Origin of the sequence: Roseomonas sp. KE2513 (assembly GCF_016107305.1) — a bacterium.
GTDB lineage: Bacteria > Pseudomonadota > Alphaproteobacteria > Acetobacterales > Acetobacteraceae > Roseomonas.
Genome location: NZ_RCVR01000008.1, coordinates 129,843 through 150,731, shown reverse-complemented (window position 1 = coordinate 150,731; position 20,889 = coordinate 129,843). Strand labels below are relative to the sequence as shown.

The window sequence follows — 20,889 nt, the reverse complement described above, 5'->3', positions numbered from 1 at the left end:
CCCCGGGGCAGCGCGGCTCAGGCCGCTGCCTTGAACAGGATGGAAGCGTTCGTCCCGCCGAAGCCGAAGGAGTTGGACAGCGCCACCTCGATCTTCCGCGGCTGCGCCTCGTTCGCCACCCGGTCGATCGACGAAGGGGTCGAGGGCTCGTGCAGGTTCAGCGTCGGCGGCGCCACGGCGTCGCGGATGGCCAGCAGCGAGAAGATCGCCTCCACCGCGCCCGCAGCCCCGAGCAGATGCCCGATCGCCGACTTGGTTGAGGACATGGCCACGCTCTTGGCGTCATCCCCGAACAGCCGCTCCACCGCTTGCAGCTCCAAATCGTCGCCGAGCGGCGTGCTGGTGCCGTGCGCGTTGATGTACTGGATGTCGCCCGTGCCGACGCCCGCCGACTTCAGGCAGGCCGTCATCGCCCGGAAGGCGCCCTCATGTCCCTCAGCCGGGGCGGTGATGTGATAGGCGTCGCCGGACATGCCGTAGCCGATCACCTCGCCATAGATCTTGGCGCCGCGCTTCTTCGCGTGCTCGTACTCCTCGAGCACCAGCACGCCCGCGCCCTCGCCCATGACGAAGCCGTCGCGGTCCTTGTCCCAGGGGCGGGAAGCCTTGGCCGGCTCGTCGTTGAAGGCTGTGGACAGCGCGCGGGAGGCAGCGAAGCCCGCCATGCCCAGCTCGCTCACGGCCGCCTCGGCGCCGCCGGCCACCATCACGTCGGCGTCGCCGAGCGCGATCAGCCGCGCGGCATCGCCCAGCGCGTGCACGCCGGTCGCGCAGGCCGTCACCACCGAGTGGTTCGGCCCCTTGAACCCGTACTTGATCGAGACATGCCCGGAGGCGAGGTTGATCAGCGCGGAAGGAATGAAGAACGGAGAGAGCCGCCGGTGCTTGCCCGCCGCGATCTGCAGCGAGGCCTCGTAGATCGTCTGCAGCCCGCCGATGCCGGAACCGATCATCACGCCCGTGGCGTGGCGGTCATCCTCGCTCTCGGGAACCCAGCCGGAATCCTCCACCGCCTCGGTCGCCGCCACCAGCGCGAGCTGGATGAAGCGGTCCATCTTCTTCTGGTCCTTAACCGGGATCCACTCGGCCAGGTCCAGCCCGCCATCGGCCTTCGTGCCGTTCGGCACGGTGCCGGCGATCTTGGCCGGGATATTGGAGACATCGAACGACTGGATCGCGGAGATGCCGGACTCACCGCCCAGCATGCGCTTCCACACGCGCTCCACTCCCAGCCCGAGCGGGCATGCGATGCCCATTCCGGTGACGACGACGCGGCGCGGGGCCCTGAGCTGACCGAACACTCTCGCTACTCCTCCGCGCCCCCGCCCGGCCTTGATCCGGGTCCGGGCGGTGCCCGGTCATCCGGGCCCGCCTGGCGCCTCCGTTTGAAAGGGGGCGGAGCCGGCCGGATGGCCGCCCCCTCCCCAACCGGCCGTTCAGGCCGTCTTGTGCGCGTCGATATAGGTGATCGCGTCGCCGACCGTCGTGATCTTCTCGGCCGCATCGTCTGGGATCTCGACGCCGAAGGCCTCCTCGAAGGCCATCACCAGCTCGACCGTGTCCAGGCTGTCCGCGCCCAGGTCGTCGATGAAGGAAGCCTCCGGGGTCACCTTGGCCTCCTCGACGCCGAGGTGCTCGACCACGATCTTCTTCACCTTCTCGGCGGTTTCGCTCATCGCGCTTGCTCTCTCCTGATGGCGGGAAACCGCCGGAAATCCCCATTGCCGGCCGGGCAGTAAGCCTTGCTTAACGCCCGAACGCAGGGCGCGGGCCTTAGCACGCCCTTTACCGGGGGCCTAGACCAAGCATCGGCCCGTGCAACAGGATGATGCCTCGCCTGTCCCGATCAAGGCCCACCCTGCCGAGGCCGCTCAGATCATTGCCATGCCGCCGTTGACGTGCAGGGTCACCCCCGTCACCCAGGCCGCCTCGTCGGAGGCGAGATAGGCGACCGCGGCCGCGATATCCTCCACCGCCCCCATCTTCCCCAGCGGGATCCGCCCCATCAGCGCCGCCTTCTGCGCGTCGTTCAGCGCGTCCGTCATGGCGGTCCGGATGAAGCCGGGCGCCACCACGTTCACCGTCACGCCGCGCGGTGCCACCTCCTGGGCCAGCGCCTTGCTCATGCCGATCAGCCCCGCCTTGGCCGCCGCGTAGTTAGCCTGACCCGGATTGCCTGTTACGCCCACGATGGAGGCGATGGAGATGATCCGGCCCGAGCGCCGCTTCATCATCCCACGCAAGCTGGCGCGCGCGAGGCGGAAGGGCGCGCTCAGGTCCACCTCGATCACATCGGACCAGTCCTTGTCGCCCATCCGCAGCGCCAGCCCGTCCCGCGTCAGCCCCGCGTTGTTCACGAGGATGTCGAGCGACCCGAACTCCGCCTCAACCTTCTCGACCAGCGCGGCCGGCGCCGCGGGGTCGGAAAGGTCGGCGGCGGCCACGAAGGCGCGCTCCCCCAACTCCTCCGCCAGCGAGGCCAGCTCCGCCTCCCGCCGACCGGTCAGCGCCACCCGCGCCCCCTGGGCGTGCAGGGCCCGGGCGATGGCGGCGCCGATCCCCCCCGTGGCCCCGGTGACGAGGGCGGACTTCCCGGTCAGGTCGAACATGCAAATTCCTCCAGCGGCACGCCATCGAGGCGCTTGGCGAGTGAGAAGCGGGTATGGCCCGGCGGGCAGTCGCGCAACCTTCCCACCACCGTGTAGCCCATGCGGGCATAGAACCCCGGCGCCTGGAAGGAATAGGTCTCCAGCCGCACACCGACGCAGCCCCGCGCCACCGCCTCGCGCTCGGCGAGCGTCAGCATCTCCCGCCCGAGCCCTGCGCGGCGATGCGCCTCCGGGATGTGGAACAACTCGACATAGAGCCAGCCGGAATAGCTCCGCCCGACCAGCCCGCCGAGCACCGCCCCAGCCTCGTCCCGCAGCAGCACGCTGAGCGGTCGGGAGGCGAAGGAGCCCGGCCCGGACGCGGCCTCGTTAAAGGCCAGCAGCCCCGACCAGACCTCGTCCCGCCCGACCTGGTCCCGCTCGAAGGGGCCGGGCGCCTCCTCGACGGTAATGCGTGACACGCCGCTCACAGCGCGCGCAGCACCGCCTCGATCTCGGCCGGAGTGCCGCAGGCCATGGCCTTCGCGTCCGGCGCATTCCGCTTCATCAGTCCCGTCAGCACCTTGCCCGAGCCCACCTCCACGAAGGTGTCGCAGCCCATCTCCACCATGGCGGCCACGCATTCGCGCCAGCGGACGGTGCCCGTCACCTGCCGCACCAGCAGGTCCCGGATGCTTTCCGGGTCGGTCGCCTTGGCCGCCGTCACGTTCGCCACCACCGGCACGGCGGGCGCCCGCGGCGGGTCGCGCTCCAGCGCCTCGGCCATGGCATCCGCCGCCGGGCCCATCAACGAGGAGTGGAAGGGTGCCGAAACCGGAAGCAGCATCGCGCGCCGGATGCCCTCGCCCTTGGCGATCTCCACCGCCCGTTCCACCGCCGCCTTGTGGCCGGAGATCACCACTTGCCCGCCACCATTATCGTTGGCGGCCTCCACCACCGCCTTCTCATCCGTCACGGGATCAACCGCGGCGCGCGCGCAGATCGCCCGCGCCTGCTCCATCTCCGCACCCAGCAGCGCCGCCATCGCCCCGGTCCCCGCGGGCACCGCCGCCTGCATGGCATCGCCCCGCAGGCGCAGCAGCCGTGCCGCCTGCGGCACGTCGAAGGCCCCGGCTGCCGCCAATGCGCTGTATTCCCCCAGTGAGTGCCCGGCGACGAGCGCCACGCGTCCGCGAACATCGAAGCCCCCCTCGGCCTCCAGCACCCGCAGCACCGCGAGCGAGACCGCCATCAGCGCCGGCTGGGCATTGGACGTAAGGGTCAGATCCTCCGCGGGCCCCTCGAACATCAAGCGGGTGAGGTGCTGCTTCAGCGTCTCGTCCACCGCCTCGAAGACCTCCCGGGCGGCCGGAAAGGCGGCGGCGAGGTCACGGCCCATGCCGACGGCCTGACTGCCCTGGCCAGGGAAAACGAGCGCGAGAGCCATTCTTGGACACACCTTCCGGGACGGGGCGCGGCGGGGTAGGGCCGCGTCACGGAACTGTCAATCGCCGGATAGGGGCCGCCGCGCAAGCAGAGACCGGGGCGGCACCACTCGCCGCCCCAAGACGCCGCTACTCCGCCGCCATCTCGATGGCCTTGTCGTCCTTCCCCTTGTTCTCCGCCCCCCAGAGCTTCCGCGTGGACTGGAAGCGCGACACGAGGAAATCCCCGGAGAGGATCGGCGGATACTTCACCTCCGCATCCGGCACGCCCAGCTGGCGCGGATCGACCATGGTGCGGAAATCCGGGTTGCAGAACAGCGGCATGGAGATCCGGTCCGTGTTCTTCGTGTGGATCACCCGGTGGATCGTCGCCTTGAAGCGCCCGTTGGTCCAACGCTTCATCAGCTCGCCCACGTTGATGACGTAGCTGCCGCGGATCGGCGGCACCGGCAGCCAGTTCCCCTCCGCGTCCATCACCTGCAGCCCGCCGGAGTCATCCTGCCAGAGGATGGTGATGATCCCGTGGTCCGTATGCGCGCCCGAGGCCACCTCGCCCGCTCCCAGGCTCAGCGCCTGCTCGTGGCCGTAATAGTGATTGACGACCATGTCCGCGACGGGCTTGCTGAAGTGCTTCGAGAAAAAGTTCTCCTCCTTCCCGAGGTAGAGCGCGAAGCCCTCCAGGATCTTCAGCCCCACCTCTAGGCACCCCTGGTAATAGGCCGAGAGCGCCGCCTCGAAGCCCGGCAGTTCCGGCCACTTGTTGGGCGCGTAGAGCGGCGTGCCCGCCAGCACCTCCGGGTCGTCGGCCGAGACGGGATAGCCGAGGTCGAAGGCGTCGCGCGCGAAGCGCTGGCCGCTCTTGTGGACCACGTCGTCCATCCCGCGATACCCGCGGTTGTTCCGGTCGGAGGCGATCTTCATCTTCTCCTCCATCGGCAGCGCGAAGAACTCCCCGCTCTTCCGATAGGCCTCCTCCATTACTTCCACGGGCACGTGATGGTTCACGGCGTAAAAGAAGCCGATGGAATCGCAGGCCGCCCCGATCTCGGCCGCCACCCGCGCCTTCACCGCCGGGTCCGAGGAATAGAGCCCCGACACGTCGATTGCGGGAACGCTCCCAGCCGGTTTCACTTCGTTCATCACCCTTCTCCCTGCGTGGCGGCCGTCCCCTGGCCGGGGATCAGCGCCGCCAGTCGAACCACCGCCCCAGCCGCTGCACCAGGGCGTAAACCACCAGCGAAAGCCCGGTCGCGATCAGCGCCACGGCATAGACCTGGTCGCCACGATAGGTCTGCATCGCCCGGTTGATCACGTAACCCAGCCCCTCCGAGGAAATCATCCATTCCGCGCTGATCGCCACGATGATGGAGGAAGTCCCCGCGATCTGCTGCGCCGCAACGATCGACGGCACCGCGAAGGGTAGCCGCACGAGGCGGAAGGTCTCCCACCAGCCCGCATTCAGGATCCGCATGCGGTCCAGCAATACCGTATCCGCCGCCCGCAGCCCCTGCATCGTATTCACCAGCACCGGGAAGAAGCCGGACAGCGCCACCACCGCCACCTTCGAGCCCGTGGTGTCCCCGATCGCCAGCATCAGCACGCTCACCAGCGCCACATAGGGCACGTTGCGCAGCGTGATGGCCGCCGGCATCAGCAGGGGTCGCGTGAAGGGCAGACTGTCGAACAGCACCGCCAGCCCCACGCCCGCGACATTGGCCACGAGCAGCCCCAGCGCCGCCACCTCTAGGGTGGAGAGCAGGTGGAAGGCGATGAAGGCCCGGTCCTCCACCAGCGTCTCCAGCACCCGCTCCGGCCGCGGGATCACGAAGGCTGGCAGGCCCGAGGTGAGGATCGCGAGATACCATAACCCGAGGATGGACCCGACCGGCAGCAGCCCGCGCAGCAACGGCCCGGCCATCGCCCGCAGCACGCCTGCCCACCGCGCCTCCGCCGGCACCCGGACCGCATCCGCCCCGCTCATGCGGCCGCCTCCGCCCCAAAGAGAAGCCGCCGCACATGCGCCGCCGTCTCCAGGAAGCGCGGATCGCGCCGGAAGCCTGGGTCGCGCGGCCGGGGCACCGGCACCCGCACCACGTCCAGCACCCGCCCGGGTGAGGAGGAGAACACCACCAGCCGGTCCGCCAGCAGCACCGCCTCGTCAATGTGATGCGTGACGAACAGCACCGTCTTCGGCCGCCGCGCCAGCTCGCGGTCGAACCAGCCACCCAGCTCCTCCCGCTTCATCTCGTCCAACGCCGAGAAGGGCTCGTCCATCAGCAGCACCGCCGGGTCATGCGCGATGGCGGAGGCGATGTTCACCCGCTGGAGCATCCCGCCCGACAGCTCGCCCGGCCGCTTGCCCTCGTGCCCGCCCAACCCGAACTCCCGCAGCAGCCCGGCCGCCGGATAGCCCACGCGCCCCGCCACCTTCTGGGTGAAGGCCACGTCCGCCGCCGCTGTATTCCAGGGCAGCACCGCCGGCCGCTGGGAAACGAGGCCCAGCATCCGCTTGCGCCGCGCCCCCGCCGCCGTCTCCTCTCCGATCCGCACCTCGCCCGTGCTCGGCTGCTCGAGGTCCGCCACGATCCGCAGCAGCGTGGTCTTGCCGCAGCCGGAAGGCCCGATCAGCGCGACGAACTCCCCCGCCTGGATCTCGAGGCTCACCGGCGTCAGCGCGAGGCTGTTCCCAAACCGGCGCGAGACCCCGCGGATGAGGATCGGCGCCGCCATCAGGCCGGGCTCGCCCCCGGCAGGAAGCGCGTGGTCATGATTGCCTCGGGCGGCACGTCGCGCGGGATCTCGTTCGCCTCCCGCAGCACCGTGGACATGTCCGCCCAGACCGAGGGCTCCATCCAGAGCGCCCCGTGCGCCTGGGTCGCGGGGGAGTTGTGCAGTGGGTTCTGCACCCGGAAGCGCCAGGCCAGGCGCTCAGCATTCTCCACCTGCCCGGGGAAGCGGGCGACAATACCGATCGCCTCCTGCGGGCTGTCCAGAATGAAGCGCACCGCTCGCGCAACGGCCTTGAGGTAGCCCTGCACCAGCTCCGGGCTTTCCTGCGCGGTCTTCGTCGCCGTGAAGATCACGTCGCCATAGGAGGGCAGCCCCCATCGGGAGAGCCGGACCGCCTGCCAGGTCTTGCCGCGGATGTTGGCGGGCGCGTCCGGCTTCGCGACCTCCTGCTCGATCTGGTAAGCTTGGTTCGTCACCCAACCGCTGAAGAAGTCCACCCGGCCGATGAGCAACGGCTCGGCATTCGCCTGCACGGTGACGATCTTCACCCTGCCCTCGTCCACCCCGTTCCGCCGGCACATGGCGCGCACAAAGTATTCGGACCCCGCCTGCACGCCGATCGTCCGCCCGGCGAGGTCCTTCGGCGTCGGCTCCGGATCGCCGGGGCTGGCGAGGCGAAGATAGGCCGAAGGGCTCTCCTGGTAGAGCGCGCCCACCGCCGTCACGTCCACCGGGTCCCGTGCCACCTTGGCAGCGATGAGGTGCATGCCCGAGGTCGCCAGCCCGAACTGCGCCTGCCCGGCCGCCACCAGCGGGATGGGGTTCCGCCCCGGCCCGCCATCCATGATGCGGTGGGCGATGCCCTCCGCCTCGAAGAAGCCCTTCGCCTCCGCCACCATGATCGGGGCGAACTCGCCGTTCCGGAGCCAGCCGAGTTGCGTCGCCGCCGCCATCGGCCGGCGCTGCGCCAGGGCCGGCCGGGCAAGCCCCGCGGCGGAAAGGGCCAGTAAGATCCGGCGAGTGGGCATCATGCGCTGTCCCCGCACCCTTGGCCGGCCGGCGCGCGGCCGGCGCGGCGGATCAGCCCGGCTTTGGGCGATGCCTAAGGACCAGCAACGCCCATGCCACGTGCGGTGAGCGCAACGTGGAAGGGGCCGAGTCGCCTCTTCCATCGGCGGGCGGGAGCGCAGCCCTTCCAGCCGGGCCAGCCGGGCAGGAGAGGTCCGCTGGCCCAACAGCGCTCAGAAGCTGGGCACCGCTGCCCAGCCGGCGATCAGAAGCGGCGGCCAGGCCCGACCCAGACGCGGCGGCACACCTCGCGGCGCACCTGCACCGGCCGCCCCCTGCGGTCCCGCCGATAGACCACCGCAGGGCGGCAGCGGGTCACGTAACGGACATCCTCCAACAGGCCAGTGTTCGCGCCGCCGAGCGCGGTCCCGATCATCGGCGCCGCCGCGGCCGGGGCCGCATGGGCGGCGGGAGCGAGCGCGCCGAGGCCAAGGACGAGACCCGCGGCCAGGACGAGGTGGGAGAGACGGTTCATGAGGCAATGTCCTCAGTTGTGCCTCAACCTTAACGAGCAAGCCTCTCTCCGGCTGCACGCCAACGATAGCGGCCAAAGGGCCGAACTGCGGCGAGCGGGGCACGCAAGGGGCGCCGCCCGCCGGTCGACACCGTCAGGCCGCCTTCGCCTCCTCGACCACTACCGTCTCGATCATGTCGGCCGGCTCGTAGAGGATCTTCGCGAGAATCCCGGCGAGCATCGCACCAGCGATAGGTGCCACCCAGAACAGCCAGAGCTGCCCGACATACTCCGCGCCACCGAAAAGCGCCGGGGCGGTGCTGCGCGCCGGATTGACGGAGGTATTGGTGATGGGAATGGAAATAAGATGGATCAGGACCAAAGCCAGACCGATGGAAATGCCCGCGAAACCCGCCGCCGCTCCCTTCGAAGTCGTGCCAATGATGATCATGAGAAAGAAGAAGGTGAGCACCAACTCGGCCACGAAACAGGCGCCCATCGAGTACTTGCCGGGGCTGAGCGCGCCGTACCCGTTCGCGGCGAAGCCGGCCGGCACCCAGTCGAGCTTCCCCGAGGCGATCAGCCAGAGCAGCCCCGCCGCCAGCACCGCGCCGATCACCTGGACCACGAGATAGGGCAGGACGTGCTTGTTGGCGCAGCGCCCGGCAGACCAAAGGCCGAGCGTCACCGCCGGGTTGAAGTGCCCACCGGAGATATGGCTGACCGCATAAGCCATGGTGAGAACAGTCAGCCCAAAAGCGAAGGAAACCCCGAGGAAGCCGATCCCGAGTTCGGGAAAGGCCGCGGCGAAGATCGCGCTGCCGCATCCGCCGAAAACAAGCCAAAAGGTGCCGAAAAACTCCGCGGCTAGACGCCGCTGCATATCGCGATCCATGGCGCATCTTCCTGAGGGCGGATGAGCCGAAGTTGCGGAGCGCCGCCCGTCAGTCTCCGGAACCAGGGCAATCGTTAGATAATGCCTTCACGAGGTTGCATTCATATCCGCGTGATTTTCCGAGCAGAAAAATTAAGTTTTCAACCCTCTAGGCAAATTTATTTCCCAACCCAGCGCACCCTGCAAACCCGCCCCACGGTCCTCGCACCAATACTTCCAACGGAACCGCTTGCCCCCCCTTTGCCCATCCCCTATACGGCCGCCCACCCTGCCGGGCGCGAGGCATCGCGCCCGGCTATGCCCATTCCGTCCCCTGCATCCTGTGGGGAACCCGGGCTGAGCCATCCGAAGGGAACCCGATGCCGCTTTATGAAACCGTGCTGATCGCACGGAACGAACTCACGCAGGCCCAGGTCGAGGCCGTGGCCGACCAGGTCGCCGCCATCATCGGCGAGACCGGCGGCGAGGTCCGCAAGCGCGAGTACTGGGGCCTCCGCGGCCTCGCCTACAAGATCAAGAAGAACCGCAAGGCGCATTACATGCTCCTCGGCCTCGACTGCACGCCGGTCGCCGAGAAGGAAGTGACGCGCCAGCTCGGCCTCAACGAGGACGTGCTGCGCCACATGACGCTGCGCATCGAGGCGATCGACGACGCCCCCTCTGCCATCCTCGCCAAGCGCGGCGATGATCGTGAGCGCGACCGCGGCTTCCGCGGCCCCCGCCCCGCCGGCCGCTTCGGCTCGGGCCGTGGCCGTGAGCGCGGCGACGACCGCGAGGAGTTCCGCGCCCGTCCCCGCGACGATCTCGATGGCAACGGCGGCGAGGAGTAAGAACAGATGTCCGACACGACCGACCTGACCCCCGCCGCGCGCCGCCCGGCCGTCGGCGCCCGCCGGCCCTTCTATCGCCGCCGCAAGTCCTGCCCCTTCTCCGGCCCGAACGCGCCGAAGATCGACTACAAGGACGTGCGCCTGCTCTCCCGCTTCCTGAGCGAGCGCGGCAAGATCGTGCCCTCCCGCATCACGGCGGTTTCCGCCAAGAAGCAGCGCGAGCTGGCCAACGCCATCAAGCGCGCCCGCTTCCTGGCGCTGCTGCCCTACGTCATCAACGACTGATCGGGGCGCAGGGACCATGATCAACGTCATCCTGATGCAGCGGGTCGAGAAGCTCGGCCAGATGGGCGACACCGTCACGGTGAAGCCCGGCTACGCCCGCAACTTCCTCCTCCCCTCCGGCCGCGCCATCCGCGCGACCGAGAGCAACCTCAAGAAGTTCGAGCAGGATCGCGCGCAGCTCGAGGCCCAGAACCTCAAGCGGCGCGAGGAGGCCGAGCGCGTGGCCGAGCGGATGGAGGGCCTGCAGGTCGTCCTGATCCGCTCCGCCGGCGAGAGCGGGGCGCTCTACGGCTCCGTCTCCGGCCGCGACATCGCGGACGCGGTGAAGGACGCCGGCCTCATCATCACCCGCGACCAGGTCATCCTGGAGCAGCCGATCAAGACGCTGGGCCTCACCAACGTCCGCATCGCCCTGCACCCGGAGGTCTCGATCCCCGTGGTGGTGAACGTCGCCCGCACGCCCGAGGAAGCCGACAAGCAGTCTCGCGGCGAGGACCTGCGCGCCGAGCAGGAGGCCGAGGAGGCCAGCCTTGAGGCCGAGCTGGCCGCCGAGCTCTCCGAGCTGGGCGCCGCGAGCGAGTAACCGTCGGCCGCACCGGCAAAACGCGAATGGCCGCTCCCTCACGGGGGCGGCCATTCTCATTTCAGTCAATCACGCTTCCGTGAAGCTAACGCGTACTAATTGAACCCCGCGGTGCTTGGGAACAGCCTCCGGACAGGAGGACTGGTCTTTGCTCCTGGACTCGATTTTACCCAGACTGATCCGTCACGGCACACTTCGCCTCCGCCGCCCCGATGGCAGCATGGCAAGCTTCGGCGGCACCCACCCTGGCCCTACGGCCTCCATGGCGCTCACCAACGGAGCGATCGCCCGCCGCCTCGTGATGAACCCCAACCTTGCCTTTGGCGAGGGCTACATGGACGGCAGCATCGAGCCCATCGAGGGCTCAACCATCTACGACCTGCTGGACGTCATCATCCTCAACCTCGCCCAGGGCGGCAGCCATCCGGCGGTTCGCTTGAGCGAGGGCGCCCGCTGGATCAGCCGCCGGCTACTGGACCTGAACACGGCCACTCGAAGCCGGCGCAACGTCGCCCACCACTATGATCTCAACGGCAGGCTCTACTCCCTCTTCCTCGACGCCGACCGGCAGTATTCCTGCGCCTATTTCCCGACCGGGCAGGAGAGCCTGGAGGAGGCCCAAGCACTCAAGAAGCGCCACCTCGCCAGCAAGCTGCGACTCGACCGCCCGGACCTGGAGGTGCTCGACATCGGCTCCGGCTGGGGCGGCCTCGCCATCACCCTCGCCCGCGACCACGGCGCCCGCGTCACCGGCCTCACCCTGTCCGAGGAGCAGCTCGCCGAGTCGCGCGCCCGCGCCGAGTCTGCCGGCCTCTCTGACCGCGTCCGCTTCGAGTTGATGGACTACCGGAACTGGAAGCGCCCGGTGGACCGGGTCGTCTCCGTCGGCATGTTCGAGCATGTCGGCATCAACCACTACACGGCCTTCTTTCGCACCGTGAAATCGGCGCTGAAGGAGGATGGGGTGGCCCTCATCCACGCCATCGGCCAGTCCGAGGGCCCGGCCACCACCAATCCCTGGCTCACCAAGTACATCTTCCCCGGCGGCTACTCCCCCGCCCTGTCCGAGGTGGTGCCCTCGGCGGAGAAGGCGGGCCTCTGGATCACCGACATCGAGATCCTCCGCCTGCACTACGCCATGACCATCGCCCACTGGCGGGCGCGTTTCGCGACAAACCGCAACGCGATCAAGGCCCTGTACGACGAGCGCTTCTGCCGGATGTTCGAGTTCTACCTGTCCGCCTCGGAACTCGCCTTCCGCCGCTGGGGCCACATGAACTGGCAGATGCAGCTCACCCGCCGCGTGGACGCCCTGCCGCTGGCCCGCGACTACATGTTCGACGCCGAGCGCGCCGCGGCTTATCCACATGATCCACCGCCGTCCACAGGACCCCGCGGCGCGGTGAAGGAGGACGTGGAGCGCGCCGAGGGCTAGACTGGCCCTCATGAACGCCTTTGACAGCCTCGCGGAGCCGAGCGGACCCGGAATGCCGGGCCTGTCCCAGCGCCTGCCCCCCTCGAATATCGAGGCGGAGCAGGCGCTGCTCGGCGCGCTACTGGCCAACAACAAGGCCTATGAGCGCGTCTCCGAGTTCCTGGCCGACGAGCACTTCGCCGACCCCATCCACGGCCGCATCTACAAGGCCGTCCAGCGCCGGATCGAGGCCGGCCAGCTCGCCGACGTCGTCACGCTGCGCGCCGAGTTCGAGCATTCCGGCCTGCTGGACGAGGTCGGCGGCCCCGCCTACCTGACCCAACTCCTCACGGCCATGGTCGGCATCATCAATGCCGGCGAGTACGGCCGCGTCATCTTCGACTGCTTCCTCCGCCGCCAGCTGGTGGACCTCGGCGAGGTCGTGGTGAACCGCGCCTTCGGCGCCGAGCCCGAGCTGGACGGCAAGGCCCAGCTGGAAGCCGCCGAGCAGGCCCTTTTCGACCTCGCGACCGACGGCAGCGCCGAAGGCGGCCTCGTCACCTTCGACAAGGCGCTCACCGCCGCCGTTGAGTTGGCGGAGCGCGCTTTCAGCACGCCCGGCGGCGTCTCCGGCCTCTCCACGGGGCTGCGGGACGTGGACACGAAGCTCGGCGGCCTGCACCCCTCCGACCTGCTGATCCTCGCCGGCCGCCCCGCCATGGGCAAAACGGCGCTGGCCGTGAAGATCGGCTTCGGCGCCGCCCAGGCCGTGATCCGGGAGGCGCAGGAGAAGGACCCTAACGCGGTGGTCCGCGGCGGCGTCGCCATCTTCTCCCTCGAAATGAGCGCCGACCAGCTCGCCACCCGTATCCTCTCGGAGCAGTCCCGCGTCTCCGGCGACCGCATCCGCCGCGGCGACATCGCCCAGCGGGACTTCGACAAGTTCGTGGAGGTGAGCCGGGAACTGGCCACCCTCCCCCTCTTCATCGACGACACCCCGGCCATCACCATCTCGGCGCTGCGCACCCGCTGCCGCCGCCTGATGCGGACCCGCGGGCTGAACCTCATCATCGTGGACTACCTCCAGCTGATGCGCCCCGCCGCCGGCACCCGACCGGAAAACCGCGTGCAGGAGATCAGCCAGATCACCCAAGGCCTGAAGGCGATCGCCAAGGAGCTGTCGGTCCCCGTCATCGCCCTCTCCCAGCTCTCCCGCCAGGTGGAGCAGCGCGAGGACAAGCGCCCCCAGCTCGCCGATCTTCGCGAATCCGGCTCGATCGAGCAGGACGCCGACGTCGTGATGTTCGTCTACCGCGACGAGTACTACCTGCAGCAGAAAATGCCGAAGGAGCTGGCCTTCGATAATCCGGAGAAGTTCTCAGAGGCCACCGACAAGTGGCAGAAGGATATGGAGCAGGCGCACAACAAGGCGGAGCTGATCATTGCCAAGCAGCGTCACGGCCCCACCGGCACCATCCGCCTCTTCTTCGAGGGCGAGTTCACCCGCTTCGGCGACCTCGACCAGACCCACGACGAGAACGACTACGGTTGAGACTAGCGGGGCTGACACCACCGGCGTCCTGACCGTCGACCTCGGCGCCATCGCCGCCAACTGGATCGCGCTCCGCGACCGCCACGCGGCCATGGGCGGCGGCGCGGTGGGGGCCGCGGTGAAGGCCGATGCCTACGGCCTCGGCGCCGACCAGGTGGCCCCCGCCCTCGCCGCCGCCGGCTGCCGCCACTTCTTCGTCGCCCATGCGGCAGAAGGCATCGCGGTCCGCGCCGCCCTCGGCCCCGCGCCCATGATCGCCGTCCTCAACGGCTTCCGCCCCGGCGCGGACGAGGGCGCGGCCCTCACCCCCGTCCTCAACTCACCCGGCGACACCGAGGCCTGGGCCGACACCGGTGCGGGCGTCATCCTGCACGTCGATACCGGCATGGCCCGCCTCGGCCTCACCCCCGCCGAGGTCGCGTCCCTGGCCGATGACCCAGCCTCCCTGGCCGGCCTCACCCTTCACTACGTCATGACCCACCTCGCCTGCGCCGATGAGCCCGCGCACCCGCTGAACGCGGCCCAGGCCGCCCGCTTCGCCGAAGCTCGCGCCCGCCTGCCCGCCGCCCCCGCTTCCTTCGCCAATTCCGCCGGCCTCTTCCTCGGCCCGGATTTCGCCTCCGACCTCGCCCGGCCCGGCTGCGCCCTCTATGGCCTGAACCCCATGTCCGGCCGCCCCAACCCCATGCGCCCCGTCGTGCAACTCCACGTTCCGGTCCTCCAGATCCGGGAAATTCCCCCGGGCACCCCCGTCGGCTACGGCGCCACCTGGACCGCAGCGCGCCCTTCGCGGATCGCCACCGTTGCCGCGGGCTATGCCGACGGCTATCTGAGGTCCCTCTCCGGGCAGGCTCTCGCCCGGCACGCCGGACGGGATATCCCTCTCGTCGGCCGAGTCTCCATGGATCTCATCACCTTCGACGTGACCGACCACCCCTCCATCACGCCCGGCTCGATGATCGAGCTGATCGGCTCCGGCCAGTCCCCGGACGATGTCGCCGCCCGCGCCGGCACCATCGGCTACGAGGTGCTGACCTCCCTCGGCGCGCGCTACCGCCGCAGCTACCTGCCCGCCGCGTGAGCTCCTCCTCCCTTCTCGCCCGCCCGCTAGACGGGCTGGCCGCCCTCGGCCGCGCCGTGCTGGACCTGTGCCGCACCGCTGGCGCCGTCACCCTCTTCGCGCTCAACGCGGTCAGCCACGCCGTCCGGCCGCCCTTCCACCCGCGCCTCCTCCTCCGCGCCTTCCTGGAGGTCGGCTACTTCTCCCTTCCCGTGGTCGGGCTGACGGCGGTCTTCACGGGCATGGTCCTCGCCCTGCAGTCCTTCTCCGGCTTCTCGCGCTTCGGGGCCGAGGGCGCCGTTGCCAACGTCGTCGTCCTCTCCATTACGCGGGAACTCGGCCCTGTCCTCGCCGGCCTGATGGTCTCGGGCCGCATCGGCGCTGCCTTCGCGGCTGAGATCGGCACCATGCGCGTGACCGATCAGATCGACGCCCTGACCACCCTCTCCACCGATCCCATCAAGTATCTCGTCACCCCCCGCCTGCTGGCCGCGACGCTCGCGATGCCCCTGCTGGTGCTGGTGGCGGACGTGCTGGGCGTCATGGGCGGCTACCTCATCGCCACCCTCAAGCTCGGCTTCTCTGGCCCCACCTACCTGAAGGCGACGCTGGACTTTGTGCAGATGACCGACGTCGTCAGCGGCCTCGTCAAGGCCGCCGTCTTCGGCTTCGTCGTGGCGCTGATGGGCACCTGGTGCGGCTACAATTCTCGCGGCGGCGCCCAGGGCGTGGGCGGGGCCACCACCAAGGCGGTGGTCGCCTCCTCCATCCTTATCCTCGCCCTCGACTACGTCCTCACCGAGGCCTTCTTTTCCCGATGAACGAGGCCCTGAGCGCCCCCCTGGACGCCCCGGTTGCCGAGCCGGCAGTCCCGAAGATCCGCCTGCGCGGCCTCCGCAAGGCCTTCGGGCCGAAGAAGGTCCTCGACGGCGTTGATCTCGACGTCATGCCGGGCAGTTCAATGGTCATCCTGGGTGGCTCCGGCTCCGGCAAGTCCGTCACCATCAAGTGCATCCTCGGTCTCATCACCCCGGATTCTGGCACCATCGAGATAGACGGCCGGAACGTGCTGGCTATGTCCGCCCGCGAGCGCGAGGCGGTGCTCGACCGCACCGGCATGCTTTTCCAGAACGGTGCCCTCTTCGACAGCCTGCCGGTTTGGGAGAATGTCTGCTTCAAGCTCCTCGCCCAGAAGCGCCTCGACCGCCGCCAGGCCAGAGACAAGGCCGCCCAGGCCCTGGCCGATGTCGGCCTCGATGCTTCGGTCGGTGACCTCTCCCCCGCCGAGCTCTCGGGCGGCATGCAGAAGCGCGTGGCCCTCGCCCGTGCCATCGCCTCCGAGCCCGAGATCATCTTCTTCGACGAGCCCACCACCGGCCTCGACCCCATTATGGGCGCGGTGATCGACGGGCTGATCGTGGACTGCGTGAAGCGCCTCGGCGCCACCGCCGTCACCATCACCCACGACATGGCAAGCGCCCGGCGCATCGGCGACCACGCGGCCATGATCCACCAGGGCCGCATCGTCTGGACCGGCCCCGCCGCCACGCTCGGTCAGACCGGCAATCCCATCGTGGACCAGTTCGCCCGGGGCGAGCGGGAGGGCCCGATCAAGATGGAACTGCGGCGCTAAGCCTGTCGGGATCGCGCGGAGACCCCATATCCCCGGTCGGATGACCGGCCCCCTCCTCGACATCGCCCGCATCTACCTTGAGCCCGCGGTCGAGGCCCACGCCCGTGGCCGCGAGATCCTCGCCCGCTTCCCGGACGCCGAGCGCATCCCCGTTGCCTCCCACTGGCGCATTCCCGAGTTGCGGGAGGCCGATCCTGGCGACTACCTCCGCAACAAGCGCGACACCCTCGTCCTCGGCGTGAAGAAGGGCCTCGCCTTCCGCCCGAACGGCCGCAGCGCGGATTTCATCGCGCCCTCATCCTCCAACGGCTGCGCCATGGCCTGCGCCTACTGCTACGTCGCGCGTCGCAAGGGGCACTCGAACCCCATCAGCGTCTTCATCAACATCGAAGAGATCGCGGCCTCCATCGCCCGCCACGCCGCCCGGCAGGGCCCGAAGACTGAGCCCAACCAGGTGGACCCGCGCGACTGGGTCTATGACCTCGGCGAGAACGGCGACCTCTCGGTGGACGCCCTCATCTCCGACAATGTCCGCGACCTCGTGGCCACCTTCCGCGGCATCGCCAATGCCAAGGGCAGCTTCGCGACGAAGTGGGTGAACCCGGACCTGCTCTCCTACGACCCCCAGGGCCGCACCCGCATCCGCATGTCCCTCATGCCGCCAGCTATGGCGAAGTTGCTGGACGTCCGCACCTCCCCCGTGGCCGAGCGCATCGCCGCCATCCCCGAGCTTCACCGCGCCGGCTACGAGGTCCACCTCAACTTCTCCCCCGTCGTCCTGCGCGAGGGCTGGGAGGAGGAATGGGGCGCCCTCTTCGCCGAGTTGGACGACATCCTGCCAGCTGCCGTGAAGGACCAGCTCGCCGCCGAGATCATCATGCTCACCCACAACGAAGGGCTGCACGAGATCAACCTCGCCTGGCACCCCAAGGCCGAGGAACTTCTCTGGCGTCCCGACATCCAGGAGACGAAGCTCTCCGAGGGCGGTGGCGTGAACCTCCGCTATCGCACGGGCTGGAAGGGCCGCTGGCTCCGCCGCTTCCAAGACCTGCTGGCCGACCGCATGCCCTATTGCCGGGTGCGCTATGCCTTCTGAGGTCCTGGCGTCCCCCGCGCCCGCGCGCCCGCACCCGCCCTGGGTGCCGAAGCGCCTTCTGATCACCCCCGCCGCCCTTTCCTGGCCGCAAGGGGAGGCCATGGCCGAGCGCGCGGCGGCACTGGGCACCGAGATCGTCCGCCTGAAGGCCGACCGCCTCACCGGCCTGCCCGACACCTACCGCGACGCCAAGACCACCATGGCCGTTGTCACCGCCTCCCCCAGCCGGCGCCGCCCGCAGCCCATCCCGCCGAGCGCGGACTGGCGCTTCGACCTGGCCGAGGGCTGCCCTGCCCACTGCGCCTACTGTTATCTCGCGGGCTCGCTGAAGGGTCCGCCGATCATCCGCGCCTACGCCAACCTGCCGGAGATCCTGGCGGAGTTGCCGCCCCTGCTCGGCCAGGGCCAGGTCACCTCCCGCAACGCCGCCCGCATGGCGGAGGGCACCACCTTCGAGGCTTCCTGCTACACCGATCCCCTGGGCATCGAGCACATCACCGGTAGCTTGGCCGAAACGATCCGCTTCTTCGGCGCCTGGGAGGCCGAGGCCCAGCTTCGCTTCACAACGAAATACGATGCCATCGATCCTCTGCTGGCCCTGCCCCACGGCCACCGCACCCGCATCCGCTTCTCCGTCAACGCCCGCGCCGCCGAGCGCTTCGAGGGCGGCGCCCCGCGGGTGGCGAAGCGCCTTGCCGCCATGCGCAAGGCCGCCCTCGCCGGCTATCGCATCGGCCTGACCGTCGCCCCCATCCTCGCCCTGCCGGACTGGGCCGAGGCCTACGACACGCTGCTCGCCGATTGCGGCGCGGCTCTGTCCGGCACCCCGGACCCCGACCTGACCGTGGAGCTCATCACCCACCGCTTCACCGAGGGCTCCCGCGAGATCCTCCAGGGTTGGTATCCCGGCAGCGCCCTGGAGATGGACCCGGCGCAGCGAACCCGGAAAACCACCAAGTTCGGCTCTATCAAATACGTCTTCCCGCGCGAGCGCATGGCCGAGCTTCGCGCTAGCCTCGAAGCGAGCGTCGCCCGCCACCTCCCCCAGGCCCGCATCCTCTATTGGACCTGACGCGCCGCCCCTTCTAACCGGCCCGACTGCGCGCTACATCCAATTGTCCACCTTTCGTTCCTGATCGGGCCCCTCTTGGCGAAACCCACCCACCGCTTCGTCTGCCAGTCCTGCGGCACCGTCCACCCGAAGTGGCAGGGCAAGTGCGAGGGCTGCGGCGCCTGGAACACCCTCGCCGAGGAGGTGGTAGAGGCCCGCGCGCCCGGACCAGCCAAGGCGGCCATTGGCGGCAGGCGGGTGGAGTTCGTCCCCCTCAAGGGCCAGTCCTCCCCCCCGCCGCGCACTCGCACCGGAATGGCGGAACTGGACCGCGTCCTCGGCGGCGGTTTCGTCCCGGGCTCCGTCGTGCTGGTCGGCGGCGATCCCGGCATCGGCAAATCCACTATCCTTCTCCAGGCGGCCGCCCGCGTGGCCGAGGCCGGGAAGCGCACCCTCTACGTCTCGGGCGAGGAGGCGATTGAGCAGGTGCGCCTCCGCGCCCTCCGCCTTGGCGTCGCCGGCGCCCCTCTCGGCCTCGCCGCCGCATCCTCGCTCCGCGACATCATGACCAGCCTGGAGGAGGAGCGCGACGTCGGCCTCGTCATCATGGACTCCATCCAGACCGTCTGGCTGGACAGCCTCGATTCGGCCCCCGGCACCGTCTCCCAGGTCCGCGCCTGCGCGGCCGAGCTGGGGCGGCTGGCCAAGTCCCGCGGCTTCGCCCTCGTCCTCGTCGGCCACGTCACGAAGGAGGGAACCCTCGCCGGTCCCCGCGTGCTCGAGCACATGGTGGACGCCACCCTCTATTTCGAAGGCGACCGCGGCCACCAGTTCCGCATCCTCCGCGCCACCAAGAACCGCTTTGGCGCCACCGACGAGATCGGCGTCTTCGAGATGACAGAGACGGGCCTCGCCGAGGTTCCCAACCCCTCCGCCCTCTTTCTCGCGGAGCGCCGCGGCAACGTCTCCGGCTCCGCCGTCTTCGCGGGGCTGGAGGGCACGCGCCCCGTGCTGGTGGAGGTCCAGGCCCTTCTTTCGCCCTCCGCCGGCGGCAGCCCGCGGCGGCAGGTGGTGGGCTGGGACTCCGGCCGGCTGGCCATGCTGCTCGCCGTGCTGGAGAGCCGGTGCCGCATGACGCTCGGCATGAACGACGTCTACCTCAACATCGCCGGCGGCCTGCGGATCAACGAGCCGGCGGCGGACCTCGCGGTCGCCGCCGCCCTCGTCAGCGCCGCGACCGACCGCCCCTGCTCCCCCGACACCGTCTACTTCGGCGAGGTCGGCCTCTCCGGCGAGATACGCCAGGTCGCCCAGACCGAGCTTCGCCTGCGCGAGGCGGCCAAGCTCGGCTTCTCCGCCGCCACCCTTCCCCGCCGCGTCGCCCGCGGCGGCCGCTCCCTCAGCGCGCCCGAGGGACTGCGGCTGAGCGAGACCGGCCACCTCGCCGACCTAGTGGCGCCTTTCGCGGCGGGCGCCACCCGCAAGCCGGCGGCGAAGGAAAAGGCGAAGCCCGAACCCGCCGAGGCCGAGTTCGACTGACCGGCCGGCGCCCTTCCCATGGCCCGGCAACATGCCACCCCCGCACTGACCGGGCCGTCTGGCGCGTGACGCGGCGGCGCAGCATCGCTATATCCCGCCGCACATGACCTGGGTCGATGCTGTCTTCCTCGCGCTGGTCGCCGTCTCCGGCGTGATCGGCTACATGCGCGGCCTCGTCCGCGAGGTGCTTGGCGTGGGCGCCTGGGTGGGCGCGATCTTCTTCGCCTTCTACATGCTCAACGGCACCCGCGGCCTCTTCGCCGACATGTTCCCGCAGGAATGGATGGCCGACGCCGCCGCCCTGGCCGCGGTCTTCGTCGTCACCCTCATCATCCTCAAGATCATCATCGCCTTCATCGCGGGTGGGGTCCGGAACTCCGTCCTCGGCGGGGTGGACCGCGCGCTCGGAATCGTCTTCGGCCTCGGGCGGGGTGTCGTCGTGCTCCTCGTCGCCTACATCGCGGCGGGCGCCTTCGTCCCGAACCCCGAGCTCTGGCCCGCCCCCGTGCGGGGCGCGCGCAGCATGCCGCTCATCGCGGACGGAGCGGTCTGGTTGAACGAGCAGCTGCCCCCCAAGTACCGGCCACGCCTCCCCGACGCGTCCACCGGCCGCGCCCCCACCGCCGACGAACTCCTGCGCCCGCCCGCGCGGAACCGGACCTGATC

At 69.7% G+C, this 20,889-nt stretch carries 23 protein-coding genes; 12 read left to right on the top strand and 11 right to left on the bottom strand.

From position 1 onward, the window contains the following. Nucleotides 1-17: 17 nt before the first annotated feature. The 11 genes from fabF to aqpZ form a co-directional block, all read right to left on the bottom strand. The gene (fabF, locus tag D9599_RS10665) at nucleotides 18-1,301 is read right to left on the bottom strand and encodes a beta-ketoacyl-ACP synthase II (protein WP_198381208.1); all 1,284 of its coding nucleotides are present in this window, start codon (nucleotides 1,299-1,301) and stop codon (nucleotides 18-20) included. Nucleotides 1,302-1,436: 135 nt separating this feature from the next. After that, on the bottom strand, nucleotides 1,437-1,676 hold the full coding sequence (locus D9599_RS10660; protein ID WP_043830727.1) for an acyl carrier protein: 240 nt from the start codon (nucleotides 1,674-1,676) through the stop codon (nucleotides 1,437-1,439). A gap of 195 nt (nucleotides 1,677-1,871) precedes the next feature. Continuing rightward, nucleotides 1,872-2,609: a 3-oxoacyl-[acyl-carrier-protein] reductase gene (gene fabG, locus D9599_RS10655; RefSeq protein ID WP_198381207.1), complete on the bottom strand. Its 738-nt coding sequence runs from the start codon at nucleotides 2,607-2,609 to the stop codon at nucleotides 1,872-1,874. Continuing rightward, entirely contained in the window at nucleotides 2,597-3,070 is a 474-nt protein-coding gene (locus D9599_RS31305; RefSeq protein ID WP_198381206.1) for a GNAT family N-acetyltransferase, read from the bottom strand. The genes fabG and D9599_RS31305 overlap by 13 nt, the downstream gene beginning before the upstream one ends. A gap of 5 nt (nucleotides 3,071-3,075) precedes the next feature. Then, nucleotides 3,076-4,035, bottom strand: a complete 960-nt coding sequence (gene fabD / locus D9599_RS10645; protein ID WP_198381205.1) for an ACP S-malonyltransferase — start codon at nucleotides 4,033-4,035, stop codon at nucleotides 3,076-3,078. A gap of 127 nt (nucleotides 4,036-4,162) precedes the next feature. After that, the gene (locus D9599_RS10640; protein ID WP_198381204.1) at nucleotides 4,163-5,173 is read right to left on the bottom strand and encodes an isopenicillin N synthase family oxygenase; all 1,011 of its coding nucleotides are present in this window, start codon (nucleotides 5,171-5,173) and stop codon (nucleotides 4,163-4,165) included. A 40-nt stretch (nucleotides 5,174-5,213) separates the two neighbouring features. After that, complete coding sequence (locus D9599_RS10635; protein ID WP_198381203.1) at nucleotides 5,214-6,014, bottom strand: ABC transporter permease; 801 nt, start codon at nucleotides 6,012-6,014, stop codon at nucleotides 5,214-5,216. After that, nucleotides 6,011-6,763, bottom strand: coding sequence for an ABC transporter ATP-binding protein (locus D9599_RS10630; RefSeq protein WP_198381202.1), 753 nt, complete (start codon nucleotides 6,761-6,763; stop codon nucleotides 6,011-6,013). The genes D9599_RS10635 and D9599_RS10630 overlap by 4 nt, the downstream gene beginning before the upstream one ends. Further along, nucleotides 6,763-7,794, bottom strand: a complete 1,032-nt coding sequence (locus tag D9599_RS10625) for an ABC transporter substrate-binding protein (protein ID WP_198381201.1) — start codon at nucleotides 7,792-7,794, stop codon at nucleotides 6,763-6,765. Before D9599_RS10625 ends, D9599_RS10630 begins: the two co-directional genes overlap by 1 nt. Before the next feature lie 242 nt (nucleotides 7,795-8,036). After that, on the bottom strand, nucleotides 8,037-8,306 hold the full coding sequence (locus tag D9599_RS10620) for a hypothetical protein (protein WP_198381200.1): 270 nt from the start codon (nucleotides 8,304-8,306) through the stop codon (nucleotides 8,037-8,039). Between the two features lie 133 nt (nucleotides 8,307-8,439). After that, nucleotides 8,440-9,180 carry an aquaporin Z gene (aqpZ, locus tag D9599_RS10615; RefSeq protein WP_232480354.1) on the bottom strand — a complete coding sequence of 247 codons (741 nt, stop codon included), beginning with the start codon at nucleotides 9,178-9,180 and terminating at the stop codon, nucleotides 8,440-8,442. A 359-nt stretch (nucleotides 9,181-9,539) separates the two neighbouring features. Between aqpZ and rpsF the strand changes: the two genes are divergently transcribed. From rpsF to D9599_RS10555, 12 genes are all read left to right on the top strand, one after another. Beyond that, complete coding sequence (gene rpsF / locus D9599_RS10610) at nucleotides 9,540-10,010, top strand: 30S ribosomal protein S6 (protein ID WP_198381199.1); 471 nt, start codon at nucleotides 9,540-9,542, stop codon at nucleotides 10,008-10,010. Nucleotides 10,011-10,016: 6 nt separating this feature from the next. Continuing rightward, entirely contained in the window at nucleotides 10,017-10,295 is a 279-nt protein-coding gene (gene rpsR / locus D9599_RS10605) for a 30S ribosomal protein S18 (RefSeq protein ID WP_043830720.1), read from the top strand. Between the two features lie 16 nt (nucleotides 10,296-10,311). After that, nucleotides 10,312-10,878 carry a 50S ribosomal protein L9 gene (gene rplI / locus D9599_RS10600; RefSeq protein ID WP_198381198.1) on the top strand — a complete coding sequence of 189 codons (567 nt, stop codon included), beginning with the start codon at nucleotides 10,312-10,314 and terminating at the stop codon, nucleotides 10,876-10,878. A gap of 148 nt (nucleotides 10,879-11,026) precedes the next feature. Continuing rightward, entirely contained in the window at nucleotides 11,027-12,313 is a 1,287-nt protein-coding gene (locus tag D9599_RS10595) for a cyclopropane-fatty-acyl-phospholipid synthase family protein (protein ID WP_232480353.1), read from the top strand. 10 nt (nucleotides 12,314-12,323) lie between these two features. Next, nucleotides 12,324-13,844 carry a replicative DNA helicase gene (locus tag D9599_RS10590; RefSeq protein WP_198381196.1) on the top strand — a complete coding sequence of 507 codons (1,521 nt, stop codon included), beginning with the start codon at nucleotides 12,324-12,326 and terminating at the stop codon, nucleotides 13,842-13,844. A gap of 28 nt (nucleotides 13,845-13,872) precedes the next feature. Beyond that, nucleotides 13,873-14,925, top strand: a complete 1,053-nt coding sequence (alr, locus tag D9599_RS10585; protein ID WP_198381287.1) for an alanine racemase — start codon at nucleotides 13,873-13,875, stop codon at nucleotides 14,923-14,925. Then, on the top strand, nucleotides 14,922-15,725 hold the full coding sequence (locus D9599_RS10580) for an ABC transporter permease (RefSeq protein WP_198381195.1): 804 nt from the start codon (nucleotides 14,922-14,924) through the stop codon (nucleotides 15,723-15,725). The genes alr and D9599_RS10580 overlap by 4 nt, the downstream gene beginning before the upstream one ends. Continuing rightward, on the top strand, nucleotides 15,722-16,537 hold the full coding sequence (locus D9599_RS10575) for an ABC transporter ATP-binding protein (protein ID WP_198381194.1): 816 nt from the start codon (nucleotides 15,722-15,724) through the stop codon (nucleotides 16,535-16,537). The genes D9599_RS10580 and D9599_RS10575 overlap by 4 nt, the downstream gene beginning before the upstream one ends. 40 nt (nucleotides 16,538-16,577) lie before the next feature. Beyond that, nucleotides 16,578-17,633 carry a spore photoproduct lyase family protein gene (locus D9599_RS10570; protein WP_198381193.1) on the top strand — a complete coding sequence of 352 codons (1,056 nt, stop codon included), beginning with the start codon at nucleotides 16,578-16,580 and terminating at the stop codon, nucleotides 17,631-17,633. A gap of 43 nt (nucleotides 17,634-17,676) precedes the next feature. After that, on the top strand, nucleotides 17,677-18,705 hold the full coding sequence (locus D9599_RS10565) for a spore photoproduct lyase family protein (protein WP_198381192.1): 1,029 nt from the start codon (nucleotides 17,677-17,679) through the stop codon (nucleotides 18,703-18,705). Nucleotides 18,706-18,780: 75 nt separating this feature from the next. Next, nucleotides 18,781-20,223: a DNA repair protein RadA gene (radA, locus tag D9599_RS10560; RefSeq protein ID WP_198381191.1), complete on the top strand. Its 1,443-nt coding sequence runs from the start codon at nucleotides 18,781-18,783 to the stop codon at nucleotides 20,221-20,223. A gap of 103 nt (nucleotides 20,224-20,326) precedes the next feature. Then, on the top strand, nucleotides 20,327-20,887 hold the full coding sequence (locus D9599_RS10555) for a CvpA family protein (RefSeq protein ID WP_198381190.1): 561 nt from the start codon (nucleotides 20,327-20,329) through the stop codon (nucleotides 20,885-20,887). Nucleotides 20,888-20,889: the final 2 nt, after the last annotated feature.